Here is a 21,879-nt window from a genome sequence, read left to right on the forward strand (position 1 = left end):
CGAGGAACCCGATGCCCGCACTCACCCCGGACACCATCCGCACCCTGACCGAAACGCTCGCGGACCTCACCGACTACCTGCGCGAGAACCCCGACCCCGCAGAAGCCCTCGCCCTCGTCGAGCCCCTCCTCGACGAGTACACGGGCCTGCCCGTCCAGTTCGCCGACACGCTGCGCGCCCTCGCCCGCGCCGTTCAGGAGAACCCTGACGCGCCGCGCACGGCGCAGGGCGACCTGCTGATCACCGAGCTGCGCACGGCCGCGTGGGAACTGGCCGACCAGCACACCCTCCACTACGTGCTGGACGATCTCCGTGACCTGTACGGCAGTTCGCCGACGAGCGAGCAGGGGTGCTGCTGGTGCCGCTGAGCGAACGGCAGCTCGCCGCCTTCGCCGACAAGCACGCCGTGCAGATCCCGTACGACACCAGCCCCCGCCACCTCGCCGGCCCCGGAGACGCCCGCCACGTCACCCACGGCCTGGCCGCCGCCGGATGGAACGCCGTCTCCGACCCCCTGAGCGCCGAGATCATCCTGGCAAGCCCTGACCTTCGCCACCGGCTCCAGTTCGACCCGCAGTCCCGCACCTCGGCGTGGTGGCGGCTACGGGCGGAACCCGTCGGAACCGAGCCCGGCTGGTACGCCGAGTTCGGCGAACTCGTGCCCGCCGAGGTCCTCGCCGCCTTCACCGACGCCCTCACCGCCCCGCCGCCAAAGCAGCCGGACCCGTGGCAGCAGGTGACCTCAGCAGGATGGCACCACGAGCCAGACGGCGCGCGCTCGCCGGACTCCATGTGCCACATCGAACTGCGGCCGTTGAGCGAATTCCACGACCGGTCGTCCTGGCACATCGAGATCCGCGAGCCCGGCCAAGGGGAGTTTCCCGGCCCGCACATCTGGCACGCCTACCTCGACGAGCACACCCCCGCTCACCTGGTCAGCGCGTTCCTCACCGCGCTGACCGACCGCAACCCGCTCCAGCGCGGCATGTTCGAACGCACCGGCCACTACAGCGCCGTACAGGAGCCCAGCACGCTGCGCCCGCAGCAGGTGGTCGACGCCCACGCCACGCGCATCAAGCATCTACGCGCCCAGGCACGCTCAGGCCGCCGCCAGCAGACGAAACCCGCGACGATCCCGGCGCACGCCAATACCGCGCAGCCGGCCGCTCGCCGCTGACCTGACAGGACCCCTCACCATCTCCCGAGACCACCACACACACCGCGACTTCTTGCGCCACCTCGACCACTACGTGCGGGACAGCCAGAAGATCCTCGACGCCTGGGACGCCTACTCCGACGAGCACACCGGCCTCGACGGCTGGCCCTACGACGACCACGCCTACGGCATGCGCAAGAGCCAGCGCGATGCCGACACCGCCGAGGCGTTCGAGCCGCTCCGCTACGGCGCCCGGCACCTGCTGGCGACCGCCGAGACACAGCTGGCCCAGCTGCCGGAGAACACGGTGCAGAGCCGCTGGGTATACCAGCTGGGCGTCCTGCACACGGCCCTCGACCGTCTCGACGAACTGCACGAGCAATGGCTGCTCACTCGCGATGCCCTGCCCGCCACCGCCAAGCCCGGCACCGCCGAATTCGACGACGCCCTCGCCGAACATCACGCCGAATCCTGGAGCTACCTCGACGACTGGGCCACCCACGGCAAAGCGCTCCGGGAGATCAACACCGCAGCCCGCAAGGCCCCCTCATCCCTGCTTCCCATGCCGGCCCTCTCACCCGTGCGACGAACCGCGGCACGGAAGTGACTAGGGCCCCGACTCCCGAGACCGTCGAGGTCGACTTCATCACCCCGCGCCACCTCGCCGGCGGCGGTGACCCCGCCTGGATCACCGTTCCCCTCCACCGTGCCTGCGGATGGAGCCACGGCAACGACCCCTGATGCCACGCGTCCTGCTCTCCAGCCCCGGCCAGAAGGCCCTCTGCACGTGGAGCCCGACCCCGACGACCAGTGGTGGACCCTGCACCACGCGCCGAGTCGGACCGGCCCGTCTGGTACGCCAGCCTCGGCGCCCGCACACCCATCGAAGTGATCGCCGCCTTCACCGACCCGGCCACAGCCGCTGACGCGCCTTGCGACCCGTACGGAGCGCTCCGGCAGGGCGGCTGGTCACCGTACGGCGACAACGGCCTCGATCCCCTCACGGCCAGCGCCGCCCAGGCACGACCGCAGCCGCTACCCCTCCCTCCCCGCCCGGAAGCACATAGCTCTTGCCCCCTTCCTCCTCCAGCAGCAACACCGACGGATACGACCTCGTCCTGCGCCTCCTCCTCGGCGTGCTCGCCGTCGTCGTTCCCCTGTCCCACCTGGCCTGGCTGTCCGGCAACATCACCGGCTACCTCACCGGCACCAGCTGGGCCCCCTACCAGCCGACCAACGCCCTGCTCCACCCCGAGCAGTTCTGGCCCGACGCAGGAGAAACGTCCCTGCTGATCGGTGCCCGCATCGTCCCCGTTCTCCTGCTCCTCGCTCTCGGGGCGGGGGCTGGCGTCCTGTGGGCCCGGCACAAGAACCGAAGCGGTGGCCGGAAGAAGATCACCGACATGGCCAAGGCCCGGGACATCGAGCCGCTGATGGCCAAGGCGATCAGCGACAAAGCCCGCTCCCTGCGCCCCAGCCTGAAGGACAGCAAGCACATCGACGCGAAGGACACTGGCATTCTTCTCGGCAACCTGCAGGGCAGCCGCCACGAGGTACGGATGGGGTTCGAGGACGTCGCCGTCGCGATCATGGCGCCCCGGTCCGGCAAGACCACCTCGCTCGCCATCCCGTCCATGCTCGGCGCACCCGGCCCGGTCCTGCTGACGTCGAACAAGGCCGCCGGCGACGCCTTCACCACCGCCTACGAGGCAAGGGCCCGGGCGGGCACGGTGTGGACCATGGATCCACAGCAGATCGCGCATGCCGCCCGCGAGATGTGGTGGAACCCTCTCGCCAGCGCGACCACCTTGGACGGGGCGAACCGTCTGGCCGGACACTTCCTCGCGGCCTCGGTGGACGCCTCCCAGCAGGGCGACTTCTGGTCGAAGGCCGGCAGCAACATCTTGTCCCAGCTGCTCTTGGCCGCGGCGCTCGACGAGCGGCCCATCACCGACATCATGCAGTGGCTCGCCTTCCCCGCCGACCGCACTCCGCTGGACATCCTGCGCGACCACGACTTCGCCGCCGTCGCCGCTCAGCTCAAGGGCACCGTCGAAGGCCCCCCGGAAACGAGGGACGGCATCTACGAGACCGCCCGGCAGTACGCCTCCGCGCTCCTGAACGCGGAAATCGCCGCGTGGGTGACGCCGCAGAAGGACGTCCCGGAATTCCGGCCGGAGCAGTTCGTCACGTCCACCGACACGCTGTTCCTGCTCAGCAAGGACGGTGGCGGCGGAGCCTCGGCGCTGATCGCCGCGTGCGCGGACTCGGTGATGCGGGCCGCGACCGCGCAGGCCGAACGTGCCGGCGGGCGCCTGGATCCGCCCATGCTGGCGATCCTCGACGAGGCCGCCAACGTGTGCAAGATCAGCGACTTGCCGGACCTGTACTCCCATCTCGGCAGCCGCGGGATCATCCCGATCACGATCCTGCAGTCCTACCGCCAGGGCCAGAAGGTCTGGGGAGACGCGGGCATGGACGCCATGTGGTCCGCCTCGACGGTCAAGGTGATCGGCAGCGGTATTGACGACCCGGACTTCGCGGACAAGCTCAGCCGCCTGATCGGTGACCACGACGTGGAGACCACGTCCACCTCGCACTCAGAGTCCGGAAAGAGCACGTCGGTGTCGATGCGGCAGGAGCGGATCTTGCCCGCCGACGCGATCCGCGCCCTGCCCAAGGGAACCGCGCTCTGCTTCGCCACCGGCATGCGCGCCGCCATGCTCGACCTTCGGCCGTGGTACCGGGAGCCCGGCGCGGAGGAGCTGTCCGCGGCGTCCGCCCGCGCGTCGCAGGCAATCACCGCCCGCGCCGTGGCGAAGCACGCGCCGACACAGTCCGACTTCGGGCTGGCCACGTGATCCTCGACCTCTTCGCGGGGCCGGGCGGCTGGAGCAGGGCACTGCACGTCCTCGGCGTGCGCGACATCGGGCTGGAATGGGACGAGTGGGCGTGCAAGACCCGGGCTGCGGCTGGGCAGTTGACGATCCGCACCGACGTGGCAATGTATCCGACCTGGCCCTTCATCGGCCGCACCCGCGGAATGATCGCTTCCCCTCCGTGCCAGGCGTGGAGCATGGCCGGCAAACGCCTCGGCCTGCTCGACCAGCCGCTGGTGCACGCGGCGGTCGAGGACCTGGCCGCCGGACGCGACACCCGCGAACGCCTCCTCGCCGCGTGTCGCGACGAGCGCTCCCTGCTCGCCGCCGAGCCGATGCGCTATCTGCACGCCCTGAACACGGTCGGCGAGCCCGACTGGGTCACCATGGAGGAAGTGCCGCACGTCCTGCCCTTGTGGAAGCAGTACGCGGCCGTCCTGCGCGAGTGGGGGTTCTCCGTCTGGTACGGGATCCTCAACGCGGCCGACTTCGGCGTCCCGCAGACCAGGAAGCGGGCGATCCTCCTGGCCTCCCGCGTCCGTACGGCGCAGCCTCCTACCCCCACGCACTCCCAACTCGCCAAACCGGCATCGCTGTTCGGTCCGGGCCGCGCCCGCTGGGTCAGCATGGCCGAAGCCCTGGGATGGGGCGCGACCGACCGGCCCGTCCCCACCGTCTGCGCAGGCGGCGGGCCCGGCGGCGGCCCCGAACCATTCCCTTCTGGCTCCCGCAAGACGCTGTCCGACGCCCGGGAGCGCGGCACCTGGATGCCCCGGCCGGACGGGGTGGTCCTCAAGTCCCGCCGCGAAGGCGCGGGATGGGCGGCCCGGCACGGCACCTGCGACAGCCGTGCCGCCGACGCCCCGGCGCCCACGTTCACCGCCGAGGCCCACCGCTGGTCCTGGTCCCTACGCAGCAACAACCAGACCAACGCCACCGTCCGTCCGCTGTCCGAGCCGGCCGGCACGCTGTTCTTCGGGCACCGCGCGAACGAGTGCACCTGGGTCGCCGAACCCGCCTCACCGTCGGCCGAAGAAGCCGATGCGCCCACCGTTCCCGAGCCGATCCGGATTACCGCCCGCGAGGCCGGCCTCCTGCAGACCTTCCCCGCCGACTACCCCTGGGCTGGCAACAAGGGCCAGCAGTTCTCCCAGATCGGCAACGCCGTTCCCCCGCTGCTCGCCGGCCACCTCCTCGCCCCGCACCTCAGCGTCACCCTCGACCCCGACGACTTCACCCTCGCCGCCTGATGCCTCACGCCCCCGAACCCGACGAAGACGACCTCGACGCCATCCCACCGCCCCAGCCGGTGTTCCACGTCGAGCAGGCCCTCCTGGGGGCCCTCCTCCTCGACCCGCACCGCCTGGACGACGTGAGCGGCATCGCCGCAGATTCGTTCTCCACCGCCGCGCACGCTGCCTTGTACGCCGCGATCAGCACCGTGCCGCGGCCCGACCCCGCCGAGCACGCGAAGAACACCAAGTGGCTCGACTGCGTGCTCGCCGCGGGCCGGGAGCAGGCGCGCGAGCTGACCGCCTCCTACCTGCACGCCCTCGTCCAGGTCTGCCCCTGGCCCAGCCACGCCCCCGCCTACGCCCGGATGGTCGAGGCGGAGCACGCCCGCCGCCGCCTGCAGACGGCCGCCGAACGCCTCATCCACACCGTCCACGACGTTTCCCTCCCGCACCCCGTCCAGACGGTGCTCGCGGAGGCCGATGCACTCGCCGCGGTCGTGGACGACATCGCCAACCGCTTCCCGCCACGCGCAGGCGTGCTGCCCCGCACCACGGCACCGCCGCCGCCCGCCGCGCCCGACCCCGCAGAGGCCGTCGAGGAGGAGCAGATGCTGCTCGCCACCGCAACGGCCTACCCCTCCGACATCGAAGCCGTCCGGTGGCTGCTCCCCGACGACCTCACCCTGCCGCTGCACGCCGGCCTGTGGCAGTGCCTGACCGGCCTTGCCCGCCGCCGCGAGCCCGTCGACCCCGTCACCGTCCTGTGGGAAGCCCAGCAGCGCGGCCTGCTGGACGACGGCAGTGAACCAGGCGAGGTCCTCCGCATGCTGGCCGAACCGGCCGGATCCGTCGAGCACTGGGGCGAGCGCACCCTGCAGCGCTCCCTCCTGGCCACGGCCGAGCACACCGGCCGACGCATCGAGGCATACGCCGGCGACCCGGCGAACACCCCCTTCCAACTCGTCGTCGGCGCCCGCCGCGCCCTCGCCGACATCGCCGCCGCCCGCACCCGCTGGCAGCACGCCACCGAAGCCACCCCGCCACAGCAGCGGCGGCTGTCGCCCACCACCCGCGCCGGCCCGCCGACCACCACGGCCGCACACGCCGGCCGGTCCACACCGGCAACCCGATAGCCCCCGCGTACGCCGGTGGCCGGACCCCAAGGCCCGGCCACCGGCACAAGAGACGAGACCACCACGTGACTCCCGCCATCGACGCCCATGTCCGCCTCGACACCCACCCGAGCGCCGTGAGGCCGTACTAACCGGCAGCCAGGCCCACGTCGCTCTCATGGCTCTGGAGGCTGCCGACTGGAGCGCCGCCGCCACCAACGTCCTGGTCCTGGCCCGCATCGATCACGAGGAGTCTCAATGGGCGAGTCAAGGAGAGACCGATGCTTCCCATGGAGGAGCTTCCTCGCGGTCGTTCCGGAGTAGGTCCGTAGCTCCATGACGCAATAGCACAGCCGCTGATTGCCCTCGAGACCCCAGGAAGACCGGGATGCCGATCGTCAGCGCGCCGCCCCTTCTGCTGGGATCACCACCCCGGTGGCGGGCGTGCAGCGGCCGGCGCACCACACAGTGGTCTGCGACGTTGCACCATTCCGCCCAATGCCATGGTGAAACCAGGCTAGCCGGGCTGCCGGAATCTGCCGCTCCCAAGCCGTCAAGCTGCGCTTTGGCCTCCCATGGCGCAAGCTGTATATGTGCAGGCGAGGGCTACAAGACGATCTGCAGAGCAACAGCGGCAGTGACCAACACGTCTCCTCATTCAGTGGAAACCGTGATGTCTAATTCTCTCGAGCCCGTCTCGGACGAATCATCCGACCGAGTAGTATTGGGACGACTTAATATTCGTTCGCACCCTCAGAAATATCTGCACACCATCGAAGAGAAAATAGAGACACACAGACATCGAACGATATTCGATGGACTGATCAAATTGCTTGAGCAGTGGCGCCTAGACTGCCCCTACTCAGCGGAAGATACTGACGCACAAGAGGCACTGAAAGACGCCAAACACGCCCGGGATTCATACAATATTCACACATACAGGCTCGACACGGGAGAGATGTTTGCTCTCGATCACCAAGGTCGATGGATTGCACTTTTCGTGTCGAGTTCGACGTCTCCCATGGCGACAGCGAGTTCAGTTTCGCGAGCTATGCAGCAAGCTGCGGAAGAAGGGCTTGGCGCCAGAGAGACAACAATTGACGTCACCCTGGTCCCTCCCCCAGGCTTGACCGCTCAACGCCTGGAAGAGCTAACGGTCGTCGTCCACCTAGCAATGACGTTTCGACTACCGAATTCTTGGCTTCGAAAGCGCAAAGGGCAAGGAGATCTACGTCCCCTGATTGAGAAGTTGGCACAATTTCATGGCGAGGAGGGTGAATTCGCGGTTAGCGGCGCGCAAGTGAACCTTCCGCATGAAGTAATCGAAACTCTAGATGAAGGTGCAAGCGGCGGACACATTGGCATAACGGCAACCGCATCGACAGGCGAATCATACGACTCAAGAGCGCATGTGGCCCAGTTCCAAAGCAGGCTCCTCGCGCTCTACGGGGACCTAACACCCGTAGTCTTGATTTTGGCCGTCGCATGGCTGATTGAGGAGTGGGTTTCGCGGGGCGGTTCGGCATGAACCAGGAAAAGTCACCACCAAAAGCTAGCCCCAAGCCCTATAACCTCTCTACACCAACTTGGGAATTTCTAAGGCGCGTACGCCCCGGCCCTTGGAGCTTCTTCATATCGCTCGCTGGAGCGGCCGGAGGGGCTTGGCTGGGGCACAGCGAACCCACCCAGATGGACTCTGCGACTAGAGTCGCCGCTTCGCTGATAGCAATCATCATCGGGGCCGTAATTGCTGCCCTAGCGATGATTACACGGGCATGCGACAGCACGTTCCTAAAAACAGCCAAGGCTGCAGACAAAGCGAACCCCAGTCACCCAATCCTGCCCATAGCTCGACACTTGTCGCCCTTTTTCACCGTAACATTTCTAGGAATTCTCTCAGGGGCCTCACTACTCGCATTGTCGGCCATACCCTCATGCGCACCAGAGGAAACCCGCATGGCTTTTTGCGCTACGGCCGGCTTCTTTACCGTTTGGACACTTACGGGGCTTCCGCGAGCTATGGGCACCCTCATTCACTTTACATATCTTGTGGAAGAGAGTATTCCGCCACCCGCCCCAACGCCCAATCCCCCTAGACGAGATCGGTAAGTAAGGGGTGGGCCGCCGATATAACGAGCCGCTAACCGAGCTGTGTCACTCCGCGACCTGGGATCCGACATCTCACACACTGGATGCCCCAAGCCTATTGACGCTCTGGCGGTGCCAACGTAAACGCCCGGTTATCGCGCAAGAGTGCCCACAGAACGCTAGCCCGGCGCCGAGCGAGTGCGATGACGGCTTGCACGTGCGTACAGCCCTCACCACGTTTCTTCAGGTAAAAGTCTCTGTTTGGGCCTTGGTAACGATACTGGTCTGTGCGGATAGGTAGAACACCCTGCCCAGGCGTCGACTGTAGCGCTTAGGGCGATGCAGGTTGCCAGTGCGCCGGCCTGAGTCCCTTGGCACCGGCACCAACCCTGCCGCGGAGGCTAAGTGGCCAGCGTCCGGGGCCGCCGACGCCGCCAAGCACCTGATCGGCGAAGGCATCACCGTCGAGATCACCCCTCGGCTCCAGGAGGCCATCGACGAGGAATGGACCTGGGCGAACTACCCGATGCCCTGGTGCACCCGTAGCGAAATTCGCGAGGTCTCCAACCAGGTGCAGAAGATCCACGACGACATCCGCCACGGCCAGCTCCTCATCCACGCCCACGACGGCCACACCACCATCGCGGTCGGCACATACCTCCACCCAGTCGGCAAGTCCGTCTACCTGCACGGCGAGGACCACCTGCGCCAGGTCGCCGACACCTTCGACTCACCCGCCCAGGCCCTGCTCACCTTCGAGAAGGCCCACGCAGCCGAGATGCGCCCCGGTCCGGCACCCTGACCGACACCAAACGCGCCGCCATCGAAGCCCGCTCCGTCTTCGACGTCACCACAGCCGAGCCTGAACCCTCCCGCCCGGAGCCGGAGACCGTCCCCGTCTACCTGGCCGATGCCGGCGACCACGACGCCCTCCTCGACACGCACGGCGAGTTCGAGAAGTGGCGGACCTGGTCGGATGACATGCACGCCATCCACGAGTCGCAGACCCTGCGTATCGAGCGCGTCCACGAAACCCCCGCCCACGAGACCGCATGGACCGTAGCCGCCTACGAGAAACCCGTTTCCGACCGCATGTGGGTCCTCACCGCGACCGGCGCCACCCCCGCCCCGGTGCTGCAGGATCTGCTGATCCACCTCGCCGAGGGCGACGGCTGGGACACGGTCATCGGCGCCCCGGTGGACGAGAGAATGGTCGCCTCGGCCACCCAGCGCTCTTCGACGCCGGATGGAAGCACACCGTGGGCGGGCGATGGATCCGCTGGACGTCCCCCGACGGGGACGCGGGCGTCCAGTTCGACGCCTTCGCCGCACAACATGCGAGTCAGAACCTGGCCACCTGGACCATCTGGGCCGGCCCTGGTCCGGACCGGGCCACCTGGGCCATCACCGCGTCCCCGTACACTCCGAGTTCACTGCTGGCGGGTCTCTCTGAGTCCCTCGCCCAGGAGACCGGCACGCGCCAGGCCCAGCTGGGCCGCGAGCACAGGACCCGCCTCGCCGCCAGTGCGCCAGCGGCTCCGGCGGTCACGGCCGGCCGACCCGCCAGCCGTTCGCGTTGATAAGCATCGGGCTGCCCGCTGGCAGCTCCAGCTGCATGCGTCGAGACACAGTCTGGGCGCGATCACAACCGCTAGTGGGACAAGCCTGATTGGAACTCGGAAACGCCACAGCAGCCCCAGCTCGGGTTGCTGGGGCCGCTGCGTATGGTTGCGCGTCAGAGGTGGCAGACGGAGCAGCCAGCCTCGTCGTCGTCTGAGTCGAGTGCGTCGGAAAGAACCTCTAGCAAGGGGCGGTTGGGCTTGATGCGCTTAGCTGCGCGCTCAAGGGCCGCCTCATGCTTGGCCTCGATCTCGTCCTTTCGCTCTATCAGCTCCGGCAGCGACTCGCCCTGTGACCAGGTGTAGTTGCGGCCCTTCATGGCGGTGTGCCGGTAGCGGACCTTCTCTTCGTACTGGACAGCGCGGTCGAAGAGGTCGGGGTGGCGTTCCTTGAGGCCAACCCATTCGTGCTTGCGCTGGAAGAAGCAGAAGTAGCAGCCGGAGCGTGTACGCCACTCGTAGTAGTCGGGGAGGCCGATGCCAGCCTCGTCCAGGATGCGCATGACGCCGTCCTTGTCGATGCCGTCTTCACGGAAGGGAAAGACGGCATCGATGTTCGGCTTGGTGCTGACGTAGCCGATGCGGTTCTCGTCGGCCCGGATGGCGACGTAGGAGATGACCTTGTCGTCGCCGACCCAGTCTTCCAGGGGCTTGATCTTGAGGTTCTTGGTGCACCAGCGCATCTGCGGACTGGGCAGCGTGCCCTGGTAGACCTCCATCCAGTGGTCGAAGTCCCGGTCAGCGTTGAGCCGCACAATGGACTTGCCGAGGGCGGCCTCCAGGCGGTTGAGGTACTCGTAGGTCTCGGGCAGTTCGGCGCCCGTGTCGCAGAAGAAGTACTCCATCTCCGGGACTCGGTTGCGCATGTAGACGGCGAGCGCCGAGGAGTCCTTTCCGCCGGAGATACCGAGCACGTGCCGGACCTTCTGGGTGTCGGCTCCGTCGGTCATCCCTGTGCCTTCCTTTCACTCGCTGCTGCCGCGGCATCGGTCACACGCTGGGCGAGGGCCGCGAGCAGGATCCTCGCTCCGTCCGGCCCGAGTGCCTTTTCGGCCTGCTTCAGGACGTCGGCGGCAAGGCTGTTGGCCTCACCGCGGGCCTGTTCCGGCACGTAGATCAGGGTGCGTTGCTCCACGCCGGCGCTGTCTGTCAAGGTCAACAACTGGGCGTCGAGTTTCTCTTCCCGGCCACGGACCTCGTTCCCGGCGTGATGCAGGTGCCCGACGCGGTCGAGAGCGGAGGCCATCGACCGGGCCTTCTGCGGGAAGACCTTTGCCTCGTGGTCGTCCCAGTCGCCGAGGGCGGAGTTGGTCAGCCGGACGACGATGGGTTCCAGCCAGTCGTCATCCTCAAGGTCCTCGCTGAGAACGAAGTCGACGAAGCCGCGCAGTTCCGGGGTCAGCACCGCATCAGCGAAGCCGCGCAGCCGGGCCGCGAGCTGTGCCCGCAGCTCCGGCAGTTCGGGCGGCAGGCGGAACTCTTTGGCGAGAACGCGCACGACCTGGGCACGCAGTTTGCTGTCAATGGCAACGAGTTCGTCCGCCGCCGCGGTGAGCCGCTCGACGTAGGTGTTCGCCGCTTCCGCATTGGCGCGCGTGCGGGCCGGGATCTCCGGCAGCCCGAGGGCCTTCGGCAGCGCGTGGAAGATCAAGTCGTCGGGGTCCAGGGACCGGGCGATCGTGGTCCGCACCGTGCGGGCGTCGGCAGAGATGTTCTTGGTGGTGCGGGCGTACTTGTGCAGGTCGGCCACGCGCATGATCAAGGCGCTGGCCACGGAAAGGAGGTCAGGGTTACGCAGGGCCCTGGAGCGCGGTGCCTCCACGCCGAGCGAGACCATCAACTTCTTGATGATGCTGCCACGCTGGCCGTCTCCGGCCGGCGTGTACTTCGCTGAGAAGCGTCCCGGACCCTTGACGAGGCGCTCAACGACGTCGATGGTCAGCCGGGGAAGGTAGGTGCCTTCCTCGAACAGGGCGACATCGTGGCGACGGATGATCAGGGCCGGGATCAGGAAGACCGGCACCACGCCGGCCTTGAGCCCGAACGGCGGGCTCATAAGGACCCGGATGACCTCTTCCATGCTGACCCGCTCGGTGGCCCCTGTCAGTACCTCGTTGAGGGCGTTCCAGGCGGGCTGGGCGTGCTCATGGCCCTCGCCAGGCGGGGAGAAACCGTACGGGAGCAGGCTCTCCTGCTGGCTCTCCGCCTGTACCACCCCGTTCTCGCGGTGCAGGCCGAGGTAGGCCAGGACACCGTGGTAGATAGCCCGTTCGGCCTTGTACCCGGTGAGGCCGAGGCTCTCCTCGCCTGAGGCGGAGAGCATGGCCGTCAGCAGTATGCCGCGGGCCTGGGCGGCCTGGCTGGTCAGGACGTGCCGGCCGAGCATCTCGTTGCGGATGTGCGGGGTGTGCGGGTACACCGATTTGCAGGCGAGGGAGACCAAGCCGCTCAGGCTGCGGGCCGTCAGGCCGGAAGCGGCGGGTTCTTCGCCCGGCGCGATCCCGGTGTGCCACAGGCTCCAGGACGCGTCAGAGGACGGCGGATAGAAGGCGTCCTGCAGCAGCTCCAGCAGCTCGGCCTCGGCCTGCACGAGCCGCTCCATGACTTCCCGCCGGGCGACGTGGTCGATGTCCTGCTGGACGCTGAGTTCCTTCAGCGCAACGAGGTAGGTGGCCGTGGCCAGCACCACGTCGGGGGCGGGGGTGGTGCCCACGAGTACCGGCAGAGGCGAGTGGACGTTGGGCCGGTCTGCGTCAGTGCCGAAGTGGAAGACGACGAGGCCGTCGGCGGGCTCCCTCAACTCATCCGGGGCGGCGACGGTCTTGGTCTCCGGGCCGCTGACCGCGGTATAGAACACGCGCATCATGCCGGTGACCTGGCTGTGGCGGCTGGCCACGAATGCCTGCGGGACGAGACTGCCGAGCCGGTTGATGACCGCAGCGTCATTCAAGTGGCTGATGATTTCCTTGAGCCGGCCGTCGATGTCGACGTCCGTGCCCTGCCAGACCCGGTATTCCCCGCTGAACTCACGGTGGACCACAAAGCCCCGGCGCACGAGGTCGGCGAGCCGCTCTTCGAGTGCCGCGAAGGCGTCGGAGTCGGCGACGTCGGTGGGGTCGTGGAGGGCGAAGTGGATCATCGGCGCGGTGGCGCTGAGGGCCCCGTCGGAGTCGATCAGATTGAGGACGCCGATGGTCTTCAGTACGTCCTGGTCGGCATCGGGGAGGCCATTGGCGTCCCGGATGCGTGAGTCGACCTCGATCCACTTGCTCGCGTTGGCGGAGGCGAGCAGGGTGGTGCGCCCGGAGTTGAGGAAGTAGTCGTACAGCTGCGGCAGCCGCACCGTGCTGGCATGCTCCGCCTTCGCATTGCTGTGCTGGGCCAGCGAGTGGCGGACGGTGTTGGGCTCCCCGCTGTTGAGGAAGCCCGACAGGCTGCGGTCGTGCTGGCCGATCTGGGCGGCAAGGATCGGCGCGGCCAGGGCCGTGATGGGGTGCAGCGGGTAGAGGTCGGCGAAGTGGTCGGGGCCGAGTTCGGCGAGGACGCCGAGACCGTGTTGGGTCCAGATGTCCGCGGATGCCTCGGCGCAGGCGTTGATCAGGGCCTGCCCGGCAGAGTTGACGGCCGAGCGGTCGAGGCGGCGGCGCAGCAGGTGCAGGGAGTCGCCATGGTGGGGGACGAAGGTGATGTCTTCGAAGCGCCCCTGGATCTTGGCCCATTCGCGGGTCTTGAGTTCGCTGGACCGTGAGGCGTAGTCCATGAACGACAGGTGCTGCAAGGTCATCAGGTAGACGGGCAGCCCGTTGGGGCCGGCCGCCTTCTCGGCGAGTTCCTGCAGCAGGAACAGATCATGCTGGGCGTCGGCGAACTCGTTGTGGCCGGCCAGATGTTCCAGCGTCTTGCCGAACTCGTCGATGACGAGGAGCAGAGGCTGCCGCCCGTCCGCCGTCAGAGCCGTGACGGCGCCGAGAATCTCCTTGGCTCCGGCCCGGTCCGGGTCGGCGCACGCCTCCAGGGCGGCGGCGATGGCCTTCGGGACGCGCTTGCCCCAGCGTCGCGCCGCCGCCGTGTGCAGGGCGCGGGAGAGGGTTGCGACGACGGATTCGCGGCGCGCGGTGGCCACGCCGCCGAGGAACCCCTCGGGGGCGATGGCATCGCGGGCTGCGGCAAGGCGCTGAGCCAGGGCTGGGCTGGCCTCTTCGAGGATGCGCTCGGCCTCGCCGCGCCGCTTTGCATCGCGCCCGAGCAGAGCGTCGATGATGTTGGACAGGGTGGACTTGCCGGAGCCGTAGGGGCCGGTGAACGACCAGGCGCGGGTGCGGCGTTGATCGGCCAGAGCACTCGCGATGCGTTCCAGGACGTCGACGGCCCGAGCGCCGACGTAGGGGTCGTGCAGCGCGTCCTCGACGTCTCGCTCAAGGTTGGTCGAGCGCATCTGGGAGCCGACGAGTTCGATGCCGGCGGGGAACTGCAGGGCGGAACTCGACGGGCTACCCGGGGTCCGCGTGGGGGTTGCGGTGGTCACGCGGTCTCCTCAGCAAAGAGTGTCTCGGTGGTGTCGGCCGCGTCTGTGGCGTCCGTGGCCTTCGCGGCGAGTTCCTTCTGCTCGGCCTCGGCGAGCTTGGGGAACTTGGCGGCCCACTCCTGGCGGGTGGGGAAGCCGGGGCGGCGGGTGACGAAGTCGTACTGCTCGTCGAGCACTTCCCAGGCCAGACCGAAGGGGTCGGCCGTGAAGGCGAGGCTGCGCTGTCCCACGGCCTCGGTCAGGTCGAGCTGCGGGTGGTCCGCGGCAACCTTCTGCAGCGCCATGACGATCTCGTTCTCCCGGACGCGGAAGGCGCGCCCCGGGGAGCCCGGCTCGTTGGCGAGCCGGGCCACAGAGATCGAGTTGGCCTGGCGGGAGAACTTGGCGGCGTAGTCGAGGCAGGCATAGGCCAGGACCCGGGCGGGCAGCGAGGTGCGGTGCCCGCTGGTGAACTGCCACTCGGCATTTCCGCGTGTCCCGACAAAGGTGAGCAGGTCAAGGTCACGGAAGGGGCATGCGAGCAGGTCCTCGTAACTGCCCGGCGAGCCCGCCTTCTCCGGGGCGCTGCGCGCATACATCTTGGTGAGGCACTCGATGTCCTTGACGATCGACGCCTCCTCCGGGCTCTTGTCGTAGGAGAAGTTCACATGCCGGGTGACCACCTGCGTCATGTCCGCGACCGTGAACCGGGAGAACGGCGCGAGATGGAAGGCCGTGTACCAGGCCGGCGCCCAGCTCTTGGCCCCGGGACGGGACGAGACCAGCCACCAGTGCAGCAGCCACAGGCTGCCGTTCTCCTCCAGATACGGATCCGCACCGTCCTCATCGAGGAGCCAGCGGGCCTCCCAGGTGGGATAGGAGAACTTGGCTTGTGTGCCCTTCGTGGGCGAGTGCTCACGGGTGAGCTTGAACGCCCGCGACCAATAGCGCATGGAGTAGACCATGTTCTTGCCCACACCGAACCGCACCGGCGCGTCGACCGCAAGGAACGCACCCTGATCGCGTTTGACCTGCATGTACGCCTTGTGCAGCCAGCCGAAGCGGGGCGCGAACGTTTCGTGTCGCGCGAAGGAAAAAAGGGCGGCTTCCCCAAGCCGGCTGTCTGACATCCGGGACCTCTCTGTGTCCAATGCGATTGCTCTAACGAGATTGGTAAACGGGGTAACGGTCAGCGGGCACCGTCGGCTTCGGCCAGCGCGGCCCGAACCTGCGTCACGGCGCGTTTGACGGCCTGCGCGGCGTGCTCGATCTCGGCATCCGTGGTGGCGTAACCCAGCGAGAAGCGGATCGTGCTGTCGGCATCCGCCCGGGACAGCCCCATCGCCAGGAGCACGTGGCTCGGTGTCGGAGCGCCGGACGCGCACGCGCTGCCCTCCGAGGCGGCGACGTCGGGCATGGCGGCCAGGACCGCGTCCGCAGGCACCCCAGGAAAAGTAATGCTCGTCACACCGGGCAGGCGCTGATCGCGCCGGCCGTTGATACGACAGTCGGGCAGGTTGCCGACGACCAGGCGTTCGAGGCGGTCACGCAGGGCTGCGACCCGCTCGGCCTCCTCGCCGAGGCCGCGCGCCGCAGCCTCGGCCGCTGCTCCCATGCCGATGATCCCTGCCACGTTCAGCGTGCCCGCGCGCCAGCCCCGCTCCTGTCCGCCGCCCACGAGGAGCGGCCGGTGCGGAAGTGGGGACCCACGCCGCACATACAAGGCACCGACTCCCTGCGGCCCGCCGAACTTGTGGGCCGACAGCGACAAAAGGTCGACGTCGAGTTCAGCGACGTCCATGGGGAGGCGACCGATGAGCTGCGTGGCGTCCGTGTGGACGAGTGCACCGGCTTCACGGGCCGCCTTGGCCACGACGCGGAGATCGGTGAGGACACCGGTCTCGTTGTTCGCCGCCATCAGGGAGACCACTCCCCCACGACGCACGGCGAAGACCTGATCGAGGGCGTCGAGCTCCACGAGGCCGTCGCCACCGACCGGCAGGAGCACAAGATCCTCGGGACTCCCGGCGGTGACCGCGCGGGCCGTCTCCAGCACAGCCGGATGCTCAACAGAGCTTGTGACCAGGGGACTTCCGGCGGTGAACGCGGCCCGCAGGGCCAGATTGTTCGCTTCGGTCGCCCCGGAGGTAAAGATGATCTCGCCGGGCGAGCAGCCGAGGAGGTCGGCTAGCTGCCGGCGGGCGGCGTCGACCCGATGAGCCGCCTGCCGTCCGGGGTGGTGCGTGCTTGAGGCGTTGCCGACCGATTGCATGGCCTCGACGACAGCCGCGAGGGCCTCAGGCCGGATCGGAGCGGTGGCGTTGTAGTCAAAATAGGACGTATCCAGCCCATTCGGCTCGCTCATCTTCTGCCACCCCGCCTCGCTCGTGTCGCACACCAATGTACTGCTGGTGGAAACCTCGTCCCGCATCCGGGGTTCCACCAGTAGCCCGCCGTGATCCTAGCCGCGAGCCTAGATCCACTCTTTGAATCACTCGAACGCGTGGTGTCGCAAGCCATTTACCGAATGAATGTTCTATATTGCGCACCTCACGCGCAAGACGCATGCTGCAAAATCCGTTTCGGTGGCCGGGAAGTCGGGCAGCTGCGTGGCCAATTACCGCCCCTGGCTGGGCTTTTAGTCTGATGGTGCTCCTGATGTCAGTGGTCCCGTTTAGGGTGGTCCGCACGCTGCAACGCCGCAGTATCTGCACGTTGAAGCGCTGCTTGGTGTGCGTCGAGCTGGGGGAGGAACTTCACGATGATGGTCGGTCCTGTGCGAGCGGCTCACGGCTTGCCGTCAGCCGCATCGGTCAGGTGAGGCTGTGACGACGTGGTCACCGGGAATGCCCTTCGAGGCAGTCCTGGCAAACGCCCCCATGGATTACATCCGCCGGCACCTCGGCAAGGAGCTGTGCGGCCTCCTGGACCTCGTCGAAGGAGGCACGGCGGGTGATGAGCGGTTGCGAGCCGTCGCTGCGATCGCGATCGACGCCGAGCTCCTGGTCGCGGACGAGGACGAGCGTGCCGTACTGCTCGGCCTCGTTCCCGGGCCCAAGCAGGCGGAACTGGCGCAACGGCTCGGGTCGCTGGGTGACGGGCAGCCGCTTGAGTACCTGCAGACGCTGAAGTGGACGCCTGACGAGCGCAGGGAGCTTCTGGAGTTCTTCGGCTTCACGGTCGAGCGCGCACAGCCTCAACTGCCCTCCTTCAAGCGGGAGACAGCACCCGACTACGCTCTGTTCCCCCATCAGCTCCGCGCGGCGCGCCGGGTCAAGGAGCTGCTGTACGACGGCCCTCGCCGGGCCGTGCTCCATCTGCCGACGGGCGTGGGCAAGACGCGGACCGGCATGAGCATGATCTGCGACCACCTGCGACAGCACGGGCCCGCCCTGGTGGTGTGGCTGGCTCACGGGCAGGAACTGCTGGAGCAGGCCGCGGGCGAGTTCGAGCGCGCCTGGAGCAAGGTCGGCGACCGCCCCCTGCCGGTCCTGCGCGTGTGGGGCAGCGCTTCCCCGGACCTCGCGGACGTGACCGACGGACTGGTCGTCCTCGGGCTGGAGAAGGCCGTCGCAACCGCCAAATCCGACCCACAGTTCCTGCGTACCCTGGCCGCCCGCAGCACTCTGACCGTGTTCGACGAGGCACATCAGATCATCGCCCCCACGTTTCAGGGCGTAGTGGACGACCTGACGGTACGTCACGACTCCAGCCTTCTGGGCCTCACCGCGACCCCGGGCCGCACGTGGGCGGACATCGCCAAGGACGAAGAACTCGCCGACTTCTTCTCCCGCCAGAAGGTCATGCTGGAGATCGAGGGCTACACGAACCCCGTGACAGCCCTCATCGACCAGGGCTACCTGGCCAAACCGATCATGCGCACGGTGGCCGCGGAAGCCGGCATGCATCTGTCGGCCCGGGATCAGCAGAACCTGGCGCGAGCGTTCGAGATCCCGGACAGCATCATCGCCGAGCTCGCGAAGGACGAACAGTGGAACCTCAAAGTTGTCCAGACAATCATGGAGCTGCTTGAAAAGCAGCACCGCCGCATCCTCGTGTTCGCGGCATCGGTGCAGCACTGCCGACTCATCGCCTCCGTGCTGTCCGCGGCCGGCCTCGACGCGGTATTCGTGACCGGCGAGTCCTCTCCGCGGCACCGAAGCGACGCCATCCGTCGCTTCAAGAGCGCGGCGCGGCGCCCCATGATCCTGTGCAACTTCGGCGTCCTGACCACGGGCTTCGACGCGCCCGCGGCCAGCGCCGCCGTCATCGCCCGGCCAACCAAGTCCCTGGTGCTCTACAGCCAAATGGTCGGCCGGGTCATCCGCGGCCCCAAGGCCGGCGGAACCGAAACCTGCGAGATCGTCACCGTCGTCGACCCGGAACTCCCCGGGTTCGGCGACGTCGCCGAAGCATTCACCAACTGGGAAGACGTATGGGAGACAGCGTGACCGGCGAAGGAAACAACTACCGGATCGTCAGCCCTTCGCTGACCGTCAAGGCCATGCGCGACAGCGGCTACAAGAACACCGCCTACGCGCTCGCCGAGCTGATCGACAACAGCATCGACGCCGAAGCCACGCTGGTACAGGTCTTCGCCTGCGAGAGCCCCATCGAGGGCGCCACCCAGACCAGGTACCGGGTGGACAAAATCGCCGTCCTCGACAACGGCAAGGGCATGGACAGCGAACTCCTGCGCCGCGCCCTGAAATACGGAGACGGTCTCGGCGACGACCGCAACCGAATCGGCCGCTTCGGCATGGGCCTGCCCAACTCCAGCATGTCCCAGTGCACCAAGGTCGAGGTCTGGTCGTGGAAGAACAGCCCTGCGAACGCTCTGTACACCTACCTCGACCTGGACGAGATCACCAACGGGCAGGATGAGGTTCCCGACCCCGTCCCTCGCCGTGTGCCGGAATACTGGGACGACCTCAGCGAGGTACCCCTGGGCACCAGCGGCACCCTCGTTGTCTGGACGAACCTGGACCGCGTCAAGTGGCACAGTGCCGGCGCCACCCTGCGCAACACCGCCGAGCTGATCGGCCGTGTGTACCGGCACTACCTGAACGACGGCTCCGTGGACATCAAGATGGCTCCCGTTCGCGACGGGAAGGTCATCGAGAAGGTCAACGAAGGGGACAACGGCGCGTACTACGCCGAACCCAATGACCCTCTGTACCTCATGGCGAAAACCGGAACGCCCGCGCCGTTCAGCAGCAGCCCCATGTTCGAGCCCTTCCACATGGGCAACGAGGCGGAGCCCGGGGTCTACCGCTATCCCATCACGGTCGACGGCACACAGCACACCGTAACGGTGCGCGCATCCATCGCCCGGCCTGAAGCCCGCCGTTCCGATGTCTCCGGCCATCCGTGGCCCGACACGGCCAACCCGAACCGGGACGCTGGTGCTCAGAAGTGGGGACAGCACGCCCGTCGGAACATCGGCGTCTCCCTGGTCCGCAAGGGCCGCGAACTCGACCTCGATACCTCGTGGGCGATCGGCTACGACCCCGTGGAGCGGTGGTGGGGCGTCGAGGTGGACTTCCCGCCCGAGCTCGACGAGGTGTTCGGCGTCACCAACAACAAGCAGACCGCCGTCGTGTTCTCGTCACTCGCCGACTTCGACTGGTCGGCTGAACAGGACCCCGACGAGACACCCAAGCAGTTCAAGGACCGCCTGCGGGAACTTGGCGACCCCCGGCTGCCGCTGATCGACCTCGCCCAGTACCTCAAGGGTCTCCTGGGCAAAATGCGCAAGAAGCTGAAGCAGCAGACGCTGGGCGGCCGGAAGGGCAAGAAGCGGTACGACCAGGACGTCACCTCCAAGGCCACGGACGCCGTCAAGCGCCGGCAGGAGGACGGGTACACCGGTACGACCGACCTCCTCGCCGAGGAGGCGACGGAAGCCGACAAGCGCCAGGAGCAGCTGACCGCGCTGACCGAGCGACACCACGTCGACGAGGACACCGCCCAGACCCTGGTCGACGAGGCCATGGAGAACGACTGGCGCGTCCGCTGGATCTCCAGCCCCCAGGACTCATCCGCCTTCTTCAACATCGACCTGCTCGCCGGCATGCTCCAGGTGTCCTTCAACACGGAACACCCCCTGCACAGCAAGCTCATGGCCGTTCTTGAGGACGTGCCCGAGGACGCCAACGACGCAGAGCTCCGCCAGCGGCTCGCCCGTGCGACCGAGACCTTCAAGCTGCTCATCTTCTCCTGGGCACGGATGGAGGACGAGATCCCCAACAAGAAGGCGCGCCGGGTCATCGCCGATGCCCGAAGCGACTGGGGCCGGTACGCCCGTGACTTCATCGAGGACGGGAGCGAAGAGGAGTGACGCAGCCGGACCATGTCTGGCAGCAGATCGCGGACATGATGGAGGACGCCGCCGAGGAGGTGGTCATCATCGCCCCCTTCATCAAGAAGGCGATCTTCGAGGAGACCATCGCCGCGGTGCCCTCCTCCGTCCAGAAGATCACGTGTGTGACGCGCTGGACCCCGGCGGAGGTCGCCGCCGGGGTCTCCGACCCGGAGATCATCGAAGCTGCCCAGAGTGACGAACGCATTTCCATTGCCTTGTGTCCGTCCCTCCACGCCAAGCTCTACCGTGCCGACGGCCGCTGTCTGGTCGGCTCCGCCAACCTGACCGGCAAAGCCACTGGACGCGCACCGAACGCCAACGTGGAACTTTTGTTGGAGGTGCCGATCGACCACCCCGAAGTACAGCGCGTCCTCGGCCAGATCAACGCTCGCTCGACCATAGCCACACCCCACACGGCAGCCCTCGTACGGGAGCAGGCTGAACTCTTGAGAAGCGAGCGCGTCACTCCGCCGTCCGAGGACGAAGCAGCGCCGTACTGGTTCCCGGAGACAAGGAGACCGGAGAACGTCTACGCCCTCTACAGCGGGCGGCAGCGGTTCACCTCGCTGGTCGAGGCCGGCATCGTGCGGGACCTGGCCATGCTCGACGTTCCAGCCGGCCTCTCGGAAAACGCCTTCAACGCTGAGGTCGAGGCCCGCCTGCATGCGATCCCGGAACTCGGTCAGCTGACCGCAGAACAGCGTCTCAGCAACGTCGAGCTGCAGCGGGCCATCGCCGAGCGGACAGGAGACACAGAGGAGCAGGCGCGCAGAACAACCGAGACGCTCGCGGTCTGGCTCCAGCACTTCGGCCGGTACTACACCGAAGTGGGATCGTGGGAGCTGCGACCGGGGGTAGAGCACGCCTAAGATCACAGCCACGGCGTGGCCTGCCAGCACACTGCCGACGAACACGAGCACAG

The 21,879-nt window shown here is 67.5% G+C and carries 16 protein-coding genes and 3 pseudogenes; 14 read left to right on the forward strand and 5 right to left on the reverse strand.

Annotated features, from left to right (window positions below):
• Positions 1 to 11 precede the first annotated feature (11 nt).
• The 8 genes and pseudogenes from ABZ354_RS02225 to ABZ354_RS02260 all read left to right on the forward strand — a co-directional run bounded on the left by ABZ354_RS02225 (position 12) and on the right by ABZ354_RS02260 (position 7,910).
• On the forward strand, positions 12 to 368 hold the full coding sequence (locus ABZ354_RS02225; RefSeq protein ID WP_358651978.1) for a hypothetical protein: 357 nt from the start codon (positions 12 to 14) through the stop codon (positions 366 to 368).
• Positions 359 to 1,177 carry a DUF317 domain-containing protein gene (locus ABZ354_RS02230; protein WP_358651979.1) on the forward strand — a complete coding sequence of 273 codons (819 nt, stop codon included), beginning with the start codon at positions 359 to 361 and terminating at the stop codon, positions 1,175 to 1,177. The genes ABZ354_RS02225 and ABZ354_RS02230 overlap by 10 nt, the downstream gene beginning before the upstream one ends.
• Positions 1,178 to 1,229: 52 nt before the next feature.
• On the forward strand, positions 1,230 to 1,763 hold the full coding sequence (locus ABZ354_RS02235; protein WP_358651981.1) for a hypothetical protein: 534 nt from the start codon (positions 1,230 to 1,232) through the stop codon (positions 1,761 to 1,763).
• A pseudogene (locus ABZ354_RS02240) lies at positions 1,760 to 2,116 on the forward strand (DUF317 domain-containing protein); the annotation flags it as partial. The gene ABZ354_RS02235 and the pseudogene ABZ354_RS02240, both read left to right, overlap by 4 nt.
• 110 nt (positions 2,117 to 2,226) lie before the next feature.
• Complete coding sequence (locus ABZ354_RS02245) at positions 2,227 to 4,017, forward strand: TraM recognition domain-containing protein (protein WP_358651983.1); 1,791 nt, start codon at positions 2,227 to 2,229, stop codon at positions 4,015 to 4,017.
• Entirely contained in the window at positions 4,014 to 5,285 is a 1,272-nt protein-coding gene (locus tag ABZ354_RS02250; RefSeq protein ID WP_358651985.1) for a DNA cytosine methyltransferase, read from the forward strand. The genes ABZ354_RS02245 and ABZ354_RS02250 overlap by 4 nt, the downstream gene beginning before the upstream one ends.
• Complete coding sequence (locus ABZ354_RS02255; RefSeq protein WP_358651987.1) at positions 5,285 to 6,403, forward strand: DnaB-like helicase N-terminal domain-containing protein; 1,119 nt, start codon at positions 5,285 to 5,287, stop codon at positions 6,401 to 6,403. Before ABZ354_RS02250 ends, ABZ354_RS02255 begins: the two co-directional genes overlap by 1 nt.
• Positions 6,404 to 7,019: 616 nt before the next feature.
• Positions 7,020 to 7,910, forward strand: a complete 891-nt coding sequence (locus ABZ354_RS02260; RefSeq protein WP_358651989.1) for a hypothetical protein — start codon at positions 7,020 to 7,022, stop codon at positions 7,908 to 7,910.
• A gap of 675 nt (positions 7,911 to 8,585) precedes the next feature.
• On the opposite strand, the pseudogene ABZ354_RS02265 reads toward ABZ354_RS02260, so the two are convergent.
• A pseudogene (locus tag ABZ354_RS02265) lies at positions 8,586 to 8,899 on the reverse strand (transposase); the annotation flags it as partial.
• On the opposite strand from ABZ354_RS02265, the gene ABZ354_RS02270 reads away from it, so the two are divergent.
• From ABZ354_RS02270 to ABZ354_RS02280, 3 genes and pseudogenes are all read left to right on the forward strand, one after another.
• The gene (locus ABZ354_RS02270) at positions 8,823 to 9,272 is read left to right on the forward strand and encodes a hypothetical protein (RefSeq protein WP_358652253.1); all 450 of its coding nucleotides are present in this window, start codon (positions 8,823 to 8,825) and stop codon (positions 9,270 to 9,272) included. The pseudogene ABZ354_RS02265 and the gene ABZ354_RS02270 overlap by 77 nt on opposite strands.
• Positions 9,273 to 9,451: 179 nt before the next feature.
• Positions 9,452 to 9,586 (forward strand): annotated as a pseudogene (locus tag ABZ354_RS02275) (DUF317 domain-containing protein); the annotation flags it as partial.
• Positions 9,523 to 10,050 carry a DUF317 domain-containing protein gene (locus ABZ354_RS02280; protein ID WP_358651991.1) on the forward strand — a complete coding sequence of 176 codons (528 nt, stop codon included), beginning with the start codon at positions 9,523 to 9,525 and terminating at the stop codon, positions 10,048 to 10,050. The pseudogene ABZ354_RS02275 and the gene ABZ354_RS02280, both read left to right, overlap by 64 nt.
• 155 nt (positions 10,051 to 10,205) lie before the next feature.
• On the opposite strand, the gene ABZ354_RS02285 is transcribed toward ABZ354_RS02280, so the two are convergent.
• The 4 genes from ABZ354_RS02285 to ABZ354_RS02300 are packed head-to-tail and all read right to left on the reverse strand — an operon-like array spanning position 10,206 to position 17,024.
• Entirely contained in the window at positions 10,206 to 11,039 is an 834-nt protein-coding gene (locus ABZ354_RS02285; protein WP_266073740.1) for a phosphoadenosine phosphosulfate reductase family protein, read from the reverse strand.
• A complete protein-coding gene (locus ABZ354_RS02290; protein WP_358651993.1) occupies positions 11,036 to 14,614 on the reverse strand; it encodes an ATP-binding protein in 3,579 nt (1,192 codons plus the stop codon). Before ABZ354_RS02290 ends, ABZ354_RS02285 begins: the two co-directional genes overlap by 4 nt.
• The gene (locus tag ABZ354_RS02295; RefSeq protein WP_358651995.1) at positions 14,611 to 15,723 is read right to left on the reverse strand and encodes a DUF4007 family protein; all 1,113 of its coding nucleotides are present in this window, start codon (positions 15,721 to 15,723) and stop codon (positions 14,611 to 14,613) included. The genes ABZ354_RS02290 and ABZ354_RS02295 overlap by 4 nt, the downstream gene beginning before the upstream one ends.
• Positions 15,724 to 15,782: 59 nt before the next feature.
• Positions 15,783 to 17,024, reverse strand: a complete 1,242-nt coding sequence (locus tag ABZ354_RS02300; RefSeq protein ID WP_358651997.1) for a cysteine desulfurase family protein — start codon at positions 17,022 to 17,024, stop codon at positions 15,783 to 15,785.
• Positions 17,025 to 17,439: 415 nt separating this feature from the next.
• Between ABZ354_RS02300 and ABZ354_RS02305 the strand changes: the two genes are divergently transcribed.
• The 3 genes from ABZ354_RS02305 to ABZ354_RS02315 are packed head-to-tail and all read left to right on the forward strand — an operon-like array spanning position 17,440 to position 21,826.
• Positions 17,440 to 19,044 (forward strand): DEAD/DEAH box helicase family protein, encoded by a 1,605-nt coding sequence (locus tag ABZ354_RS02305; RefSeq protein WP_358651999.1) that lies wholly within the window; start codon positions 17,440 to 17,442, stop codon positions 19,042 to 19,044.
• Positions 19,041 to 20,933, forward strand: a complete 1,893-nt coding sequence (locus ABZ354_RS02310) for an ATP-binding protein (RefSeq protein WP_358652001.1) — start codon at positions 19,041 to 19,043, stop codon at positions 20,931 to 20,933. The genes ABZ354_RS02305 and ABZ354_RS02310 overlap by 4 nt, the downstream gene beginning before the upstream one ends.
• Positions 20,930 to 21,826 (forward strand): phospholipase D family protein, encoded by an 897-nt coding sequence (locus ABZ354_RS02315; protein WP_358652003.1) that lies wholly within the window; start codon positions 20,930 to 20,932, stop codon positions 21,824 to 21,826. Before ABZ354_RS02310 ends, ABZ354_RS02315 begins: the two co-directional genes overlap by 4 nt.
• Positions 21,827 to 21,879 lie beyond the last annotated feature (53 nt).

The organism is Streptomyces sp. NPDC005925 (assembly GCF_040638805.1).
Taxonomy (GTDB): Bacteria; Actinomycetota; Actinomycetes; order Streptomycetales; family Streptomycetaceae; genus Streptomyces.